Origin of the sequence: Pseudonocardia halophobica, assembly GCF_050948485.1 — a bacterium.
Taxonomy (GTDB): domain Bacteria; phylum Actinomycetota; class Actinomycetes; order Mycobacteriales; family Pseudonocardiaceae; genus Pseudonocardia; species Pseudonocardia halophobica.
The window spans coordinates 2587443-2602510 of sequence record NZ_CP192046.1; the positions used below are offsets into that span (position 1 = coordinate 2587443).

Annotated in this window: 12 protein-coding genes; 7 read left to right on the plus strand and 5 right to left on the minus strand. The window is 75.8% G+C overall.

From position 1 onward, the window contains the following. Positions 1-123 precede the first annotated feature (123 nt). The 4 genes from ACQP04_RS12465 to ACQP04_RS12480 all read left to right on the plus strand — a co-directional run bounded on the left by ACQP04_RS12465 (position 124) and on the right by ACQP04_RS12480 (position 6820). Positions 124-2574 carry a phosphotransferase gene (locus ACQP04_RS12465; protein WP_433507203.1) on the plus strand — a complete coding sequence of 817 codons (2451 nt, stop codon included), beginning with the start codon at positions 124-126 and terminating at the stop codon, positions 2572-2574. 194 nt (positions 2575-2768) lie between these two features. Next, positions 2769-5114: a xanthine dehydrogenase family protein molybdopterin-binding subunit gene (locus tag ACQP04_RS12470; RefSeq protein ID WP_433507204.1), complete on the plus strand. Its 2346-nt coding sequence runs from the start codon at positions 2769-2771 to the stop codon at positions 5112-5114. A gap of 147 nt (positions 5115-5261) precedes the next feature. After that, positions 5262-6086 (plus strand): fumarylacetoacetate hydrolase family protein, encoded by an 825-nt coding sequence (locus tag ACQP04_RS12475; protein ID WP_433507205.1) that lies wholly within the window; start codon positions 5262-5264, stop codon positions 6084-6086. Next, positions 6083-6820: a maleylpyruvate isomerase family mycothiol-dependent enzyme gene (locus ACQP04_RS12480; RefSeq protein ID WP_433507206.1), complete on the plus strand. Its 738-nt coding sequence runs from the start codon at positions 6083-6085 to the stop codon at positions 6818-6820. Before ACQP04_RS12475 ends, ACQP04_RS12480 begins: the two co-directional genes overlap by 4 nt. Before the next feature lie 67 nt (positions 6821-6887). Here the strand turns inward: ACQP04_RS12480 and ACQP04_RS12485 are convergent, their stop codons facing one another. The 3 genes from ACQP04_RS12485 to ACQP04_RS12495 all read right to left on the minus strand — a co-directional run bounded on the left by ACQP04_RS12485 (position 6888) and on the right by ACQP04_RS12495 (position 9568). Next, complete coding sequence (locus tag ACQP04_RS12485; RefSeq protein ID WP_433507207.1) at positions 6888-7625, minus strand: hypothetical protein; 738 nt, start codon at positions 7623-7625, stop codon at positions 6888-6890. A gap of 13 nt (positions 7626-7638) precedes the next feature. Next, on the minus strand, positions 7639-7800 hold the full coding sequence (locus tag ACQP04_RS12490; protein WP_156067119.1) for a hypothetical protein: 162 nt from the start codon (positions 7798-7800) through the stop codon (positions 7639-7641). Between the two features lie 709 nt (positions 7801-8509). Next, positions 8510-9568: an esterase/lipase family protein gene (locus ACQP04_RS12495; RefSeq protein WP_433507208.1), complete on the minus strand. Its 1059-nt coding sequence runs from the start codon at positions 9566-9568 to the stop codon at positions 8510-8512. Positions 9569-9767: 199 nt separating this feature from the next. On the opposite strand from ACQP04_RS12495, the gene ACQP04_RS12500 reads away from it, so the two are divergent. The 3 genes from ACQP04_RS12500 to ACQP04_RS12510 all read left to right on the plus strand — a co-directional run bounded on the left by ACQP04_RS12500 (position 9768) and on the right by ACQP04_RS12510 (position 13782). Continuing rightward, entirely contained in the window at positions 9768-11171 is a 1404-nt protein-coding gene (locus ACQP04_RS12500) for an RNB domain-containing ribonuclease (protein ID WP_433507209.1), read from the plus strand. A gap of 106 nt (positions 11172-11277) precedes the next feature. Continuing rightward, complete coding sequence (locus ACQP04_RS12505; protein ID WP_433507210.1) at positions 11278-12357, plus strand: glutamate-cysteine ligase family protein; 1080 nt, start codon at positions 11278-11280, stop codon at positions 12355-12357. A 108-nt stretch (positions 12358-12465) separates the two neighbouring features. After that, positions 12466-13782 (plus strand): GAF domain-containing protein, encoded by a 1317-nt coding sequence (locus tag ACQP04_RS12510; RefSeq protein ID WP_433507211.1) that lies wholly within the window; start codon positions 12466-12468, stop codon positions 13780-13782. Here ACQP04_RS12510 and ACQP04_RS12515 read toward each other — a convergent pair. Both ACQP04_RS12515 and panB read right to left on the minus strand, forming a co-directional pair. Beyond that, positions 13676-14020, minus strand: coding sequence for a SpoIIE family protein phosphatase (locus ACQP04_RS12515; RefSeq protein ID WP_433507212.1), 345 nt, complete (start codon positions 14018-14020; stop codon positions 13676-13678). The genes ACQP04_RS12510 and ACQP04_RS12515 overlap by 107 nt on opposite strands. 34 nt (positions 14021-14054) lie before the next feature. Next, positions 14055-14972, minus strand: coding sequence for a 3-methyl-2-oxobutanoate hydroxymethyltransferase (panB, locus tag ACQP04_RS12520; RefSeq protein ID WP_433507213.1), 918 nt, complete (start codon positions 14970-14972; stop codon positions 14055-14057). Between the last annotated feature and the right edge of the window lie 96 nt (positions 14973-15068).

Consider the following 15068-nt stretch of genomic DNA (forward strand, 5'->3'; position numbering starts at 1 on the left):
ACTCCCTCCGTCGAGCGACCCCGCGACACCGCCCGTCTCGCACGGAGCGCCGCACGTCGTTCGGGTGGCGTTCATCCTCACTCCACCCGGACGTCGTACGGCCGTGTTGCTAGCGTCCCGCCGGTGGAGAGCCGGGGCGTACGGGCGCCAGATGACCCGCCGAAACCCGAACCCCCGCGACCCACCCGGACGCGGGCCCGGCTCCGCCATCCGCTGCGCGCGGGGGTCCTCCCGACCGGGATCAGCAAGAGGATCGGCGGCCGGATCGGCAAGAGGATCGGCAGTGCCGCCCACCGCGACGGCCTCGCCCTCATCCTCGGCTCCGGCCTCACCTCGGCGGTCGGGCTCGTCTACTGGGTCCTCGCCGCCCGGCTTTTTCCCGCCGACGTCGTCGGCCTGAACCAGGCCGCGCTCTCCGCGGTGATGCTGCTGGGCAGCGTCGCGCACCTGAACATGACCTACGCGCTGTTGCGGTTCGTCCCGGTCGCCGGGCAGGCCGCGCGGCGCCTCGTGATCGGCGGGTACCTGGCCGCGGGCGGGATCGCCGCGCTGGCCGGGCTGGCCTTCGCCGCCGGCGCACGGTGGTGGGCGCCGGACCTGGTGGCGGCGGTGGGCCAGGACCGGCTCACGGTGTTCTTCGTGCTCGCGACGCCGGTCTGGGCGCTGTTCACGGTGCAGGACTACGTGCTGACCGGGATCCGGCGCGCGACGGTCGTCCCGCTGGAGAACGGCGTCTTCGCCCTGCTCAAGGTCGGGTTGCTGCTGGCCGCCCTGGTCGCCACCGTGACCGGCGCGATCGCCGTCTCCTGGATGGTCGCGACGGCCCTGCTGGTCCTGGTCGTGAACGTCTGGCTCCTCGCCCGCGCGCTGCCGCGGTTCACCCGCGAGCACGAGGCCGCGGGCGGCGCCGCCGAGCAGATCACGGCGCGGGACCTCGGCGGCTTCGTCCGCGCCGACTACGCGGGCGCGATCTTCCAGCAGGCGGCGATGTTCGGCATGCCCGTGCTGGTGCTCGGCCGGCTGGGCCCGGAGGCCAACGGCGCATACGGCATCGTCTGGCAGATCGCCCAGGCGCTGTTCGTGGTCTCGTCCGGGATGAACCAGTCGATGGTCGCCCACACCGCCGCCGACGCCGCCTCGGCCGACACCGTCGAGGCCGCCCGCCGCGCGACGATCCGCCGCTCGCTCACCCTCGTCCTACCCGGCGCCCTGGTGGTCGCCGCGGGCGCCCCGCTGATCCTCTCGGTGTTCGGCGCCGGCTACGCCCGCGAGGGCACCGCCGCCCTCGCGCTCACCGCCCTCGCCGCGGTCCCGTACGCGGTGACCTCCGCGACCGTGAGCGCCGCGCGGGTCCGCCGCCGCGGCCGCGTCCAGTTCGCGGTGCCGGCCGCGGCCGCCGTGCTGGTGATCGGCGGCTCGTGGCTGCTGCTGCCGGTGATCGGCATCGTCGGCGCGGGCCTGGCGTGGCTGGTCGGGCAGTCCGTGGTGGCCCTCGTGATCATGCTCGTGACGGCGCGGTGGCTGCCGCCGTTCCTGGCCCACCGGGTCGACGCGCTGCGCTCGGCCGGCCTGCTGCGCCGCATCGGCGGTGCCGACAGCCTGCTGCACGGCGTCCCCGGCGGTGCGGGCTGGACCCTCGGCGAGCGCCTCACCGGCGGCTCGGAGTCCGTGGTCGTCCGGGTCGGCCCGGACGGCGGCGCGCTCCGACCGGGGCAGCAGGGTGCCCTCCAGCAGGGCGCGCTGCTCAAGGCGTGCGACACCCCGCGCAGCCGGCGCGGGCTGGCCTGGCAGACCGAGGTGCTCGACCGGCTGCACGCCGACCCGCGGATCGGGCACCTGCACCCGCTGCTGCCGCGGGTGCTCGGCGCCGGCGAGATCGGCCGCAGCTACTGCGTGATCGAGTCGCTGGTGCCGGGGGAGAGCGGGCTCACGGTGCTGCGCGACCCCGTGCGCGGCCCGGGCTTCGTCGACCACGCCGCAGAGGTGATCGGGGAGCTGCACCGGCACACCGGGGAGGTCCGCCCGATCGGGCCCGAGGACCTCGACGCGTGGGTGCACGAGCCGCTGTCCCGCGTGCGGTCGCTCGTCCCGTGCGCGCTGCACGCCGACGCCCGCACCCTCGCCGCCCGGCTCGACGCCGCCCTCCGCGGCCGCCGCGCGTCCGTCGGCTGGGTGCACGGCGACTTCAGCCCGGTCAACCTGCTCGCCGACGCCGCAGGCCGGGTCACCGGGATCGTCGACTGGTGCGAGGCCCGCCCCGCCGGGCTGCAGGTGCTCGACGTCGTGGCGCTGCACCAGTTCGCCGTGATGCACGGGGCGGGGCGGGAGCTCGGCCCGTTGGTGCTCGACTGGCTGGCGTGGCCGCCCGACGCGGTCGGGGAGCGGATGGGCACGGCGCAGCGGCGGCTGGGCGGCGACCCCGTCGACGGCCGGGTGCTCACCGTCCTGGGCTGGCTGCAGCACGTGTCCGAGGTGGCCCGGAAGTCGGCACGCGCGTCGGCGAACCCGGTCTGGGTGCGGCGCAACGTCCGCGCCCCGCTGCGCGGCGCCCGCGCCGCCCTCGACGCGGCCTGAGCGACCGGAGGTTGGTCGGGTGGCCGGACCGGCCCCCGTCCGGTCCGGCCACCCCGGGCGACACCGACGGCACGCCGGAGGACCGGAGGCCGCGGTGCGGGTAGGAGGGGGGCACGGACGACCTTCCCCGACCCGAACCGCCGGCGTCAAACATTCGGCTCGCTTCTCCACCCGCACGTCGTAATGTGAGTCACATGCCTCATTCCATTCTCGGAACCGCCGTGCGGCGGATCGAGGACCCCGACCTGATCACCGGAGCCACCACCTACGTCGGCAACGTCGTCGCCGGCCGCACGGACGTGCTGCACGCCGCGTTCGTCCGCTCCCCGCTGGCGCACGCGCTCGTCACCGGGATCGACACCTCCGCGGCCGCGGCGGCCGAGGGCGTCGTGGCCGTCTACACCGCCGCGGACCTCGAGCTCCCCGCGCACCACGGGCTGATGGTGCTCAACCCCGACATGCCCCGCCCCCCGCTGGCCACGGACCGGGTCCGGTTCGTCGGCGAGGCCGTGGCGCTCGTCGTCGCCGAGACCAAGACCGCGGCGGTCGACGCCACCGAGCTGGTCGAGGTCGACTACGACCCGCTGCCCGCCGTCGTCGACCCCGAGGCGGCGCTCGACGCCGACGCCCCGCTGCAGTTCCCCGACGCCGGGTCCAACGTTGCCGCCGGGCTCCGCTCGGCCGAGGGCGGAGCGGTGCTCGACGGCGCCGAGGTCGTGGTCCGCGCGCGCATGGTCAACCAGCGCATCGCGGTCGTGCCGCTCGAGGGCAACGCGATCCTCGTCGACCCGACGGACTCCGACCACACGCTGGTCGTGCACGTGTCCACCCAGATGCCGCACGGTTTCCGCGCCCAGCTCGCCGGGCTGTTCGGGCTGGAGGCCGACGAGGTGCGGGTGATCGCGCCCAACGTGGGCGGTGGGTTCGGCGGCAAGGCCGGGATGATCGCCGAGCACACGGCCACCGTGGGCGCCGCGCGGGCGCTGGGCCGCCCGGTCGCGTGGGTCGAGACGCGCTCGGAGAACCTCGTCTCGATGCCGCACGGCCGCGGCCAGGTCGCCTACTACGAGCTCGGATTGACCCGCGAGGGCCGGATGACGGGGCTGCGCTGCCGGGTCATCGGCGACGCGGGCGCCTACGCCGGGTTCGGCGGCGCGCTGCCGCTGCACATGACCTACGTGATGGCGCCGGGCGTCTACGACATCCCGAAGGTGGGCTACGACTCCGTCGCCGCGCTGACCAACACCACGCCGATGGGCGCGTTCCGCGGGGCGGGCCGGCCGGAGGCGGCGGCCCACCTCGAGCGCCTGGTCGACATCGCCGCGGCCGAGCTCGACCTCGACCCGGCCGACCTGCGCCGGCGCAACTTCCTCGACCCCGCCGCGTTCCCGCTGACCACGCCGGTCGGCGCGAACTACGACGTCGGGGACTACGACCTGCCGCTGCGCGAGGCGCTGCGGCTGGCCGACTACGAGAAGCTCCGCGAGGAGCAGGTCACCCGCCGCGAGTCCGGCGACCCGGTGCAGCTGGGCATCGGCATGTCGGTCTACGTGGAGATCACCGCGGGCGGCGGGGGCAGTGAGTACGGCTCGGTGCGGGTGCACCCGGACGGCACGGCCACGGTGCAGGCGGGGACCTCGGCGCACGGGCAGGGGCACGCGACGTCGTTCGCGATGCTCGTGTCGGACCGGCTCGGCATCCCGATGGAGAAGATCACCTACGAGCAGTCCGACACCGCCAGCGTGCCCCGCGGCGGCGGCACCGGCGGCTCGCGCTCGCTGCAGATGGGCGGGTCCGCGGTCCGGGTCGCGGCCGACGACGTGCTCAAGGAGGCCACCCAGCGGGCCGCGGCGCTGCTCGAGGCGAACCCCGACGACGTCACGCTGACGGACGACGGGGAGTTCGGCGTCGCCGGCGTGCCGTCGGCCACCGTCACCTGGGAGCAGGTGGCGGCCGAGGGCGAGATCTTCGCCGGCGTCGACGAGCAGCAGTCCGACGCGACCTACCCCTTCGGCGCGCACCTGTCCGTCGTCGAGGTGGACACGCTGACCGGGCGGGTCCGGCCGCGGGCACACATCGCGGTCGACGACTGCGGGCGGGTGCTCAACCCGCTGCTCGTGGAGGGGCAGCAGCACGGCGGGCTCGCGCAGGGCATCGCGCAGGCGCTCTACGAGGAGGTCCTCTACGACCCGGAGGGCAACCCGACCACCGCGACGCTGGCGGACTACCACATCCCCACCGCGGCCGACCTGTTCTCGTTCCAGGCCGTCACGACCGAGACGCCCACGCCGCGCAACGTGCTCGGGGCGAAGGGCATCGGCGAGTCCGCGACGATCGGCTCGACGCCGGCGGTGCAGAACGCGATCGTCGACGCGCTGCGCCCGTACGGGGTCAGGCACGTCGACCTGCCGTGCACTCCCGAGCGCATCTGGCGGGCGATCCAGGCGGGCGGCGGCGACCCGTGGCGGGAGCCGGCGGACGTCTTCGGCGGGCTGCCGCTGCGGGGCGGGGACTCGCAGGACGAGTCCGGGGCGATCTAGGACGCGGCCGTACGGCCGCATGATCGACAGGACGGTTCGGCCGTCCGGGGGTGGGTGCGCCGGGCACCCACCCCCGGGGCTGAAAACCGGCCCGGCGTGGCGCAGACTCATGCCCGTGACGCGAGGATCGAGCGTGGAGCGCACGCGATGAGGCTGGCCACCATCCGGACCGCCGCGGGGACCCGCGCCGTCCGGGTCGACGCGACCGGCGCGACCGAGACCGGCGACGCGGACCTGCGGGCCCTGTTGTCCCGCCCGGACTGGGCCGAGCACGCGGCGGCCGCGGCCGGTCCGTCGCACGCCGTCGAGGGGCTCGACTACGCCCCGCTGGTGCCCGCGCCGGAAAAGATCATCTGCGTCGGGCTGAACTACCGCGACCACGTCCTCGAGATGGGCAACGAGCTGCCCGAGTACCCCACGGTGTTCGCGAAGTACGCGCCCGCGCTCGTCGGCGCGTACGACGAGATCGAGCTGCCGACCGTCTCCGAGCAGGTCGACTACGAGGCCGAGCTGGCCGTCGTGATCGGCCGGCCGGTGCGCCACGCCGACGAGGCCGCGGCGGCGGCGGCGATCGCCGGCTACACGATCCTCAACGACGTCAGCGTGCGGGACTACCAGAACCGCACCAAGCAGTTCCTGCAGGGCAAGACGTTCGAGCACAGCACCCCGCTGGGCCCCGTGCTCGTCACGCCGGACGAGCTGCCCGAGGGCGGCTGGGCGATCTCCTCGACGCTCGACGGCGAGGTCATGCAGGACTCGACCACCGACCAGCTGGTGTTAGGCGCGGTCGACCTGGTCGTGTACCTGTCGGCGATCCTCACGCTCAACCCGGGCGACGTCATCGCCACCGGTACGCCGGGCGGCGTGGGCCACGCGCGCCGGCCCCCGCGGTACCTGACCGACGGCGCGGAGCTGGTCACCGCGATCGCGGGCCTCGGCGAGTGCCGCAACGTCTGCCGGCTCGCGAAATGACCCGGACGCTCGAGCTGTCGCTGGCGTGGGCCGGCGACGGTGCGGCGCACCTCCGCGGGCTCATGGACCGGATGGGCGACGAGGCGTTCCGCGCCCCGTCCGGGCTGCCCGGCTGGACCCGCGCACACGTGCTCAGCCATGTCGCCCGCAACGCCGAGGCGATGATGAACCTGCTGCACTGGGCGCGGACGGGCGAGGAGACCCCCGCCTACGCCGACGACACCCAGCGGGACGCGGACATCGCGAGCGGGGCGCAGCGGGAGCCGGCCGCGATCCGCGAGGACGTGGTCGCGACCTCGGACAAGCTCGCCCAGGTCGTGAAGGCGATGCCCGAGGAGGCGTGGTCGCGCAGCATCCGCAACCGGCAGGGGCGGGAGGTGCCGGCGACCGAGATCGCGTGGATGCGGGCGCGGGAGATGTGGATCCACTCCGTCGACCTCGACGTGGGGGCCTCGTTCGAGGACCTCCCGCAGCCGATGCTGTGCGAGCTCGTCGCCGACGTGGCCGCGAACCTGGCGTCCCGGCCGGGGGTGCCCGCGGTGCGGCTGGTCGCGAGCGACCGCGACCAGGTGTGGTCGACGGCGTCCGAGGGCGCGGCGCCCGCCGTGTCGGTCGAGGCTCCCGTCGCCGACCTCGCGGCGTGGGTGTCCGGGCGCGGGCGCTCACGCCGGATCCGGGCGGTCACGCCCGAGGGCGAGGCCACCCCGGTCCCGGAGCTGCCCGCCTGGCTGTAGCGGGACGACGCTGAGGGGCGGTCGCTCAGGGGCGACCGCTCAGGGCCGACCGCTCAGGGCCGACCGCTCAGGGCCGGTCGCGGCGGGTGAGCTCGTCGAGCCGCGCCTGCACCTCCTCCAGCCGGGAGAGGGTCTCGTCGAGCCGGGCGTGCAGGACCGCGACCTCGGCGGACAGCACGGCGACCGTGCCCGGGTCCTCGGCCGGCACCTCCGGCGACGCGACGACGGGGGCCTGTTCCTCGTCGTCGGCCAGGCCGGTCGGGCGGCCCTCGAGCACGACCTCCACCCCGCCGGCGAGCTCGGCGAACCGCTCCGGGCCGAGCACCGGGCGGTCGGCGGCGCAGTTGCGGCAGACCGGGAGGAGCCGCCGCCACCCGACGCTGCCGGCCCCCGAGTCGGCCAGCAGGTCGGCCGGGCGCCCGCACTCGCAGCGCCCGATGCGGACCGTCTTGACGCGCTGGCGGGCGTACCGCAGGCCGCGCTCGTAGCGCCGGTAGCGGCCCGACGCCGCGACCTCCAGCAGCACGGCGCTGCGGTGGTCCGGCTCGCACGCGAGATCGCGCGCGGCGCCCATCTCGTGGAAGCAGTAGAACCCGCAGTCACACCAGCGCGACGGGCAGGCGTGCCGCGAGCCGTGCGCGCAGATGGCGTCGTCCACCGCGCGGTAGACGTGCGCCCTGCCGAGGGTCACCCCGCTGAACCCGCAGCTCGCGCCGTCGGCGGCGAGCATCGGGTACGCGAGCTTGAACCCCGGCAGGGGCTCGTCGGAGTGTTCGCGCGGGCTGCGGGCGAAAGGACCGCCCACCGACCCGGCCCGGTCAGACCCGGGCGGGACGCTCGGCCGGGGCGTCCTCCGCCAGGGCGGCGGTGACGACCGGGACCGTGTCGTGCGCCTGCGGTGCGGGTTCCCGCGTCTCGGCGAGGCGCTCGGCCTCCCGGTCGATCGCGACACCCTCCGCCAGCTTCCTGCCCAACCTCATGACGCCTCCCGGTTGTAGCGGTGAACGCTTGCGTACCAGGCTGATCCTTCGCCGCGGAGTTGTCCAGAGGAGGGATGACGACCGTGTTTCGCCTCGCCCGGACGGCGGCACCGCCGGGTGCGGCGGGTGCGCGGTAGCTGCGACCCTCGCCCGTTCGAGGTGATGTGGGGTGCGGTCCGCTTCCTCCGCCCCGCCGCCGCGGGCGCTCGGCGGTCCGTGGGGGTGCGGCACACCGGAACTCGCGCGCGGGTGGTGGCGCCGGCACACCCCGCGGAGCGCCGGCACACCTGCCGGAGCGTGGCCGCACACTCCTGACGTGCGCGGCACACCCGGTCGACGGCCTGTGGCCCGCTCGAGCGGGTGTGAGCGGGGCGGTCGGCCGGCCACACGCTGGTTGATGCCCAGGTGGCGGGCCGACCGGCGCAAGCCCGCGGACATGACGTCCGCGGGCCGGGGGAGCGCGACGGTCGGAGCTCAAACACCGCGTTGAGCGTCGCGCGGGCCGTCGACGGGGTGTGCGACGAGCCGTGCGGACGTGGCAACGAGCAGGAGCGGGAGTGGCACACCCCGGAGGGTGTGCGAGCCGCTGCTGCCAGCCCTCACGGCGGGGCACGAGGTTCGCGGCACCTCCGGTCGACGGCCTGTGTCCTGCTTGAGTGGGCTCGAGCGGATGTGGCGCGCCGCCGAGGGAGGTGCGCGCCCGGCTGCGTCAGCAGGGGGTGGGGCGGGTGTAGCAGGGGAGGTCGGGTTCCGCGGGGAGGACCATGGCGGTGGCGGCCGACCGCGCCACCGCCCGGTCCACCGCCGCGGTGCCCTGCCGCAGCTCGGCGGCGGTGATGCCCTGGGCCTGGGTCCGGGTGCACGTGGACGCCGCGATCCGGGCGGGGTCGGCCGGCCCCGGGTTCCGCAGCGCGTCGACGACGAGGGCGAAGGAGACGGCGTCGGACAGGCCGAGCGGGCCGTGCTCGACCGCCCGGCCGGGGCAGACGTCCTGCACCGCGATCGCCCCGTTCCCCGCGACGGCCCCGCCGCCCGGTTCGGCCGGCAGCGCCGAGGCCTGCGGCACCGGGGTGACGACGGTGTCCCCGGTCGACACCACGACCGTGTAGTCGACGCCGGCGAAGGTCCGCCGCTCCGAGTTCAGCGCCTCCTCGAACCGCGAGCCGCTCGACTGCTGCCAGAGCGCGGCCGAGCAGCCCTGGGCGCACCCGGCGCGGAGGGCGTCGGAGCCGGCGTTGGTGGGGCCGAGGGCGACGAGGTCGGAGACGCGGTCGCGGACGTCGGGCCAGAACCGCAGCGCCCACCGCGGCACCATCCCGCCCTGGCTGTGCCCGACGACCGCCACCTTCCGCCCGGTCCGGTCGGCGATGGTGCGGATCGCGTGCACCACGTACTCCGCGCGGCGGGCGACGTCGCCGGTGTTGGCGTCGGGCGCGGTGGAGAGGCAGGTCGGGAAGCCCTGGGCGGCGAGCAGCGGCCGCAGCCCCCAGCGGAACGCCGTGTCGGGGTCGGCGCCGGTGCCGGAGAGCAGCAGCACGGTGTCGCGGTCGGCCTGCCCGCGGGTGCAGACCAGGCTGGCGGTGAGATCGGCGGCGGGGACGGTGAGCGCGGGGCCGGGCCGGCCGACCGGGGCCCAGGCGGGCGCGGCGGGCGCCGGGACCGCCGGGGCCCCGGCCGGACCCACGGGCTCGGTGCGCAGGGTCGCGCCGCTGACCGCGGCGTAGAGCCCGAACCCCAGCCCCACGACGACGAGGACCGCCGTCGCCACGCGGACCAGGGCGGACGGCCGGGGTCCGGCGGGCGGGGCCGGGCGCGCCGGAGGCGCAGGGGGCTCGGTGGGCGCAGGGGACACGGTGCGCACGGGCGGCTCCGTCCGGCCGACGGGGAACTCGACGGATACGACAACACCCCGTGCTCCGCCGCACAAGTCGGTCCGCCCGACCGTAGGGTGCGCCCGTGAGCACGCCATGAGCACGGCCCCGGACTTCGCCGCCGTCCGCGCCGAGTTCGGCCTGCCCGCCCACGGCGCGGCCTTCCCGGCCGCGGTGCTGGCCGAGGCCGAGCGCGCCGCGGCCGCAGGCCCGGACGGCCCGCGCGTCGACGCCACCGACATCCCGCTGGTGACCGTCGACCCGCCGGCCTCGAAGGACCTGGACCAGGCGGTGGGCATCACGCGGACGCCCCGCGGGTTCACCGTGCACTACGCCATCGCCGACCTCGGCGCCGTCGTCGACCCGGGCGGCCCGCTCGACGCCGAGGTGCGCCGCCGCGGCCAGACCCTCTACCTGCCCGACGGCGCGGTCCCGCTGCACCCGCCCGTCCTGTCCGAGAACGCCGCGAGCCTCCTGCCCGACGGGCCCCGCGCCGCGGTGCTGTGGCGGATCGAACTCGACGGCGAGGGCGCCGTCCGGAGCGCCGACGTGCGCCGCGCGCTGGTCCGCTCGGTGGCCCGGCTCGACTACGCCGGCGTGCAGGCCGCGATCGACGCGGGCCGGGCGCACCCGGCGATCGCCGCCCTGGCCGAGCTGGGTCCGCTGCGCCGCGCCCGGGCCGTCGCGCGCGGGGCGATCGAGCTGGAGCTGCCCGAACAGGAGGTGGTGCCGGCCGGGACGGGGTGGACCGTCCGGACCCGCCGGCGGACCCCGGTGGAGGACTGGAACGCGGAGATCTCGCTGCTCACCGGCCAGGTCGCGGCGCGGATGATGCTCGACGCCGGGGTCGGGCTGCTGCGCACGCTCCCGACGCCCGATCCCGAGGCGGTCGCGGCGCTGCGGGCGACGGCGCTCGAGCTGGGCCTGGACTGGCCGGAGGGCGAGTCCCCGGCGACGGTCCTCGCGGGGCTGCCGCGCCCGGCCGACGCCGATCCGCGCGCGCTGGCCGTCCGGCGGGCGGCCACGACGTTGCTGCGCGGGGCCGCCTACGCGTCCTTCGGCGCCGGCACCCCGCCGCCGGAGGACCCGGGCCACGGGGGGATCGGGGCGCCGTACGCGCACGTCACGGCCCCGTTGCGACGGCTGGTGGACCGGTTCGGCAGCGAGATCTGCCTGGCGCTCGCGGCCGGGCGGGAGGTGCCGGACTGGCTGCTCGAGGCGCTGCCCGGGTTGCCCGGCCTGATGAGCGCGTCGGACACCCTGGCAGCCCGCGTCGACCGCGCCTGCACGGACCGGACCGAGGCCGCGGTGCTGGCCGGCCGGGTGGGGGAGGAGTTCGCGGTCGTGGCGCTGCGCCGCGAGCCCGGCGAGGTCTTCCTCACCGATCCGCCCGTCCTGGCCAGGTGCGAGGGTGAGCTGCAGCCCGGGGCGACCGTGCCGGCCCGGCTGGTCGAGGCCGACCCGGTGACCGGCCGGGTCAGGTTCGCCTTACTCAACTGACGCCGCCCGCTCAAGCCCGATCGGGTGTCCGCACCGACACGCACCGCGACGGCCCGCGCACGACTAGCGTCGTCCGCCGGCACGAACGCCGGGGTGGAGGTCGAGGGTGGCGCAGGTCAGGTACGGGATCGAACACGAGGTGGCGTTCCGCCGCGCCGACGGCGCGTTCGCCGACTTCACGAACACGACCTTCGAGGAGCTGCAGGGGATCGTCGACGCCCTGCCCGAGGACCCGGCCGACTACCCCGATCTGCGGATCGGCGACCAGGGCATCAAGCGCAAGCGCTGGTACGTCGAGGGCTTCGAGCGTTTCGACGACGCGGGCGGCCTGGTCCGCTGCGACCCGAAGGGGATCGAGATCCGCACCCGGATCCACGACTCGGTGGAGGGGGCCGTCACGGCTCTCGCGGCCGACCTGCGGGCGTTGGAGTGCGAGGCGGCCGGGCGCGGGCTGGAGCCGTACCCGATCGGGTTCAACCCGGTGCGGTCGAGCTATCCCGTCGTCCCCGAGCTCAACGCCTGGGAGCGCGCCCATCGCACGGGCTCGCCGGAGGAGCGGACCGCCCACCTGCACATGGTCACCCACGGGCCGGACCTCAACCTGTCCGTCGCGGGCCTGGCCGGCGCGGAGCTGGTCGACGCCGGCGCGAAGCTCACCCACTACAGCCCCTGGCTCGTGCCGCTGGCGTTCTCCTCGCCGTTCCGCGACGGCGCGGCCTGGGGCGGGTTGTCGGCCCGGACGGCGGTGCGGACCGGACTGCGGCCCGCGGCGATGGTGTTCCTGGAGCCGGGCTCGCCGCACGCGCTCGCCACCGATCCCTCGCTCACCCAGCCCGCGCGGCTGCCGGCGGAGGTCGGGCGGATCGAGTTCAAGGCGTTCGACGCCTGCCCGGACCCGGCGCTGTACGGCGAGCTGCTCAGCCTGCTCACCGGCCTCGTGCTCGACGACACCCTGCCGGGCCGGCGGCGGACGCCCGACGCCGCGTTGCACCAGCACGTCGCCGTCGAGGGACTCGCGGACCCGGAGACGCACGCGGGGACCGGCGCCCTCCTCGACGCGGCGGAGCGGGCGCTCGCCGACCGCCCGGCGGACCTGACCCGCTTGACGGCGCTGCGGGAGCGGTGGCGGGCGCGCGAATGCCCGGCCGCGCTGATGCTCGCCGGGCCCGCCCTCGTCGCCCGCTGATCCCCGACCGGCGGTTCCCACCCGGCGGAACGGAGCATCTCGGGCGGGCCGATCGGCCCAGGACTGCGCTGTCTTCTGCCGGACCTCGGCGAGGGAGGGACCACGGGCATGACGGCGACCGTCGACCCGAGCACGACGCCCGCGGAGGCCCGCGCGCTGGCACTGGACTCGCTCGGCGTGCACCCGGCGGGGCGGGAGGGGCGGTTCGACCGGATCACCCGCCTCGCGCAGAAGCTCTTCGGCGTCGAGATCGCGGCCGTGACCGTCGTCGACGCGGACACCCAGTGGGTGAAATCGGCGCAGGGCCTCGACATTCCGTACGTCCCGCTCGAGGACACCTTCTGCAAGGTCACGCTGGCCGCACCTGCGGGGCAGACGGTGATCGAGGACGCACGCGCCGACGACCGCTTCGCCGACAGCCCCTTCGTCCGGGGCGATCCGCACGTCCGCTTCTACGCCGGTCATCCGCTGACCACCTCGTCCGGCGTCCGGGTCGGCACCCTGTGCCTGATCGACCCCGCGCCGCGCGGCTTCGGGCCCGTCGAGAGCACGATGCTGGCCGAGCTCGCGGACTGGGCGGAGGCGGTGCTGCGGCCGCGCACGTCGGAGATGGAGCGCGCGGCGCAGGTGCAGCAAGCCCTGCTGCCGCAGGCCGGGTCGATCGACGTCCCCGGTTACGAGGTGGCCCGAGCACGTCGCCGAGCCCTGGACGGCGGCGGTCCTCACGGTGGGTGGGGGTGTGCTGGGGCTGTTGCTGCTCGCCGCGGCCGCGCCGGAACCCGCACCGCTCGCGGTCGGGGTCGCGACCGAGGACGTTCGGGCGTCGCCGGGTTCTCGCGGAGCGCGGGGGTGCGTGTCGCGATCGAGGTCTGGTACGCCGCGTGGGCCGGCGAGCCGGGTTTCGACCCGGCCCGCGCCGACGCCGCGGTCGCCGACCGGGCGCCGCCGATGCTCACCTGGGAACCGTGGGACCCGGCAGCGGGCGCGGTGCAGCCGGACTACGCCCCCGGGCGGATCGCCGCCGGGGCCCACGACGCCTACATCGCCTCCTTCGCCCGTCAGGTGCGGGACTGGGGAGGGACGCTGGCGCTGCGCCTCATGCACGAGGCCGATGCGCCGCACTGTCCGTGGACCCTCGGGGTCGGCGGCACCACGCGGCCGACCTGGTCGCCGCCTGGCGCCACGTCCACGACGTCTTCCGGGACCAGGGCGCCGACGTCGTCTGGGTGTGGTGCGTCAACGTCCACTCCGTGGGGACGGCCGCGTACGGGCCGCTCTACCCGGGCGACGACGTGGTCGACTGGCTCGCCGTCGACGGCTACAACGGCGGTGACGCGCTCCCCTGGGGCGGCTGGCGGTCCCCGTCGGAGGTCTTCGGCGACAGCCTCGCCGACCTCCGCGCCCTCTCCGACCGTCCAATCGTGATCACCGAGACGGCCAGGGTGGTGTGCGGCGTCCGGCTGGCCGCCGCCGCGCTGGAGGACGACCTGCCCTCGGCGGGCGGGTGGCGCCGGCTCTCGGTGTGCAGCGCGGTCTTCACCGTCGCCGCCACGAGACCCGCCGCCAACCCCTTGCCCATGACGTCGGCGAGGGTCATGACGAGGCGGCCGTCGGGTTGGGCCTGCCAGTCGACGAAGTCGCCGCCGACGGCGCTCTCGCTCATTCCTGGTGAGCGAGAGCGCCGTTCACCGGGTGGGTCAGTGGTAGGTGTGGGCCTCGTCGGGGTAGGCGCCGCCCCGGACGTCGGCGGCGTAGGCGCGGGCCGCGTCGAGGAGGAGGCCGCCCAGGTCGGCGTAGGGCTTGACGAAGCGCGGCTTGCGGCCCCGGTTCATCCCGGCCATGTCGGACCAGACGAGCACCTGCGCGTCGCAGTCCGGGCCGGCGCCGATGCCGATCGTCGGGATCGTGAGCTCCGCGGTGACCCGCTTCGCGACCTCGCCCGGCACCATCTCCAGCACCACGGCGAACGCGCCGGCCTCCTGCAGGGCGAGGGCGTCGTCGACCAGGCGCTGCTCGGCGGACTGGCCGCGGCCCTGGATCCGGAACCCGCCGAGGGCGTGCTCGCTCTGCGGGGTGAAGCCCAGGTGCGCCATGACCGGGATGCCGGCGGCGGTGAGCGCCTCGACCTGCGGGGCGTAGTGGACGCCGCCCTCGAGCTTGACGGCGTGCGCGCCGCCCTCCTTCATGAACCGGAAGGAGGTCTGCAGGGCCTGGGCGGGGGAGATCTGGTAGCTGCCGAAGGGCAGGTCGGCCACCACGAGGGCGTGCTTCGCGCCCCGCACCACCGCCTTGACCAGCGGCATCAGCTCGTCGACGGTGACGGGCAGGGTGTTGTCGTGGCCGAAGACGTTGTTGCCGGCGGAGTCGCCGACGAGCAGGACCGGAATGCCGGCCTCGTCGAAGATCTCCGCGGAGTAGACGTCGTAGGCGGTGAGCATCGGCCAGCGCTCGCCGCGCTGCTTCATCTCGGCGAGGTGGTGCACCCGGGTGCGCTTCTGCGGGGCGGCGCTGCGGTAGGGCGCCTGCACCTCGCCATGCGTAGAGCCGTGCGCAGAGCCGCCCGCACCGTTCGCGGGGGTGCCGTGCGCGGGCGTGCCGGTGGTGTCGCGGGACATCGTCGTCCGTCCTCCCTCGAGGCCTGCACCGCAGGTCCCCGGGTCGTCTGGGTCTGGCTGGGGTCGTGCTCGGTCGTGCTGGGGTCGTGCTCGAGG

Excerpts from the sequence above, each read along its gene's own strand:
- ACQP04_RS12470 (WP_433507204.1), top strand. The coding sequence starts at position 2,769 with ATGCCTCATTCCATTCTCGGAACCGCCGTGCGGCGGATCGAGGACCCC.
- ACQP04_RS12475 (WP_433507205.1), top strand. The coding sequence starts at position 5,262 with ATGAGGCTGGCCACCATCCGGACCGCCGCGGGGACCCGCGCCGTCCGG.
- ACQP04_RS12480 (WP_433507206.1), top strand. The coding sequence starts at position 6,083 with ATGACCCGGACGCTCGAGCTGTCGCTGGCGTGGGCCGGCGACGGTGCG.
- ACQP04_RS12490 (WP_156067119.1), bottom strand. The coding sequence starts at position 7,800 with ATGAGGTTGGGCAGGAAGCTGGCGGAGGGTGTCGCGATCGACCGGGAG.
- ACQP04_RS12500 (WP_433507209.1), top strand. The coding sequence starts at position 9,768 with ATGAGCACGGCCCCGGACTTCGCCGCCGTCCGCGCCGAGTTCGGCCTG.
- ACQP04_RS12510 (WP_433507211.1), top strand. The coding sequence starts at position 12,466 with ATGACGGCGACCGTCGACCCGAGCACGACGCCCGCGGAGGCCCGCGCG.
- ACQP04_RS12515 (WP_433507212.1), bottom strand. The coding sequence starts at position 14,020 with ATGAGCGAGAGCGCCGTCGGCGGCGACTTCGTCGACTGGCAGGCCCAA.
- panB (WP_433507213.1), bottom strand. The coding sequence starts at position 14,972 with ATGTCCCGCGACACCACCGGCACGCCCGCGCACGGCACCCCCGCGAAC.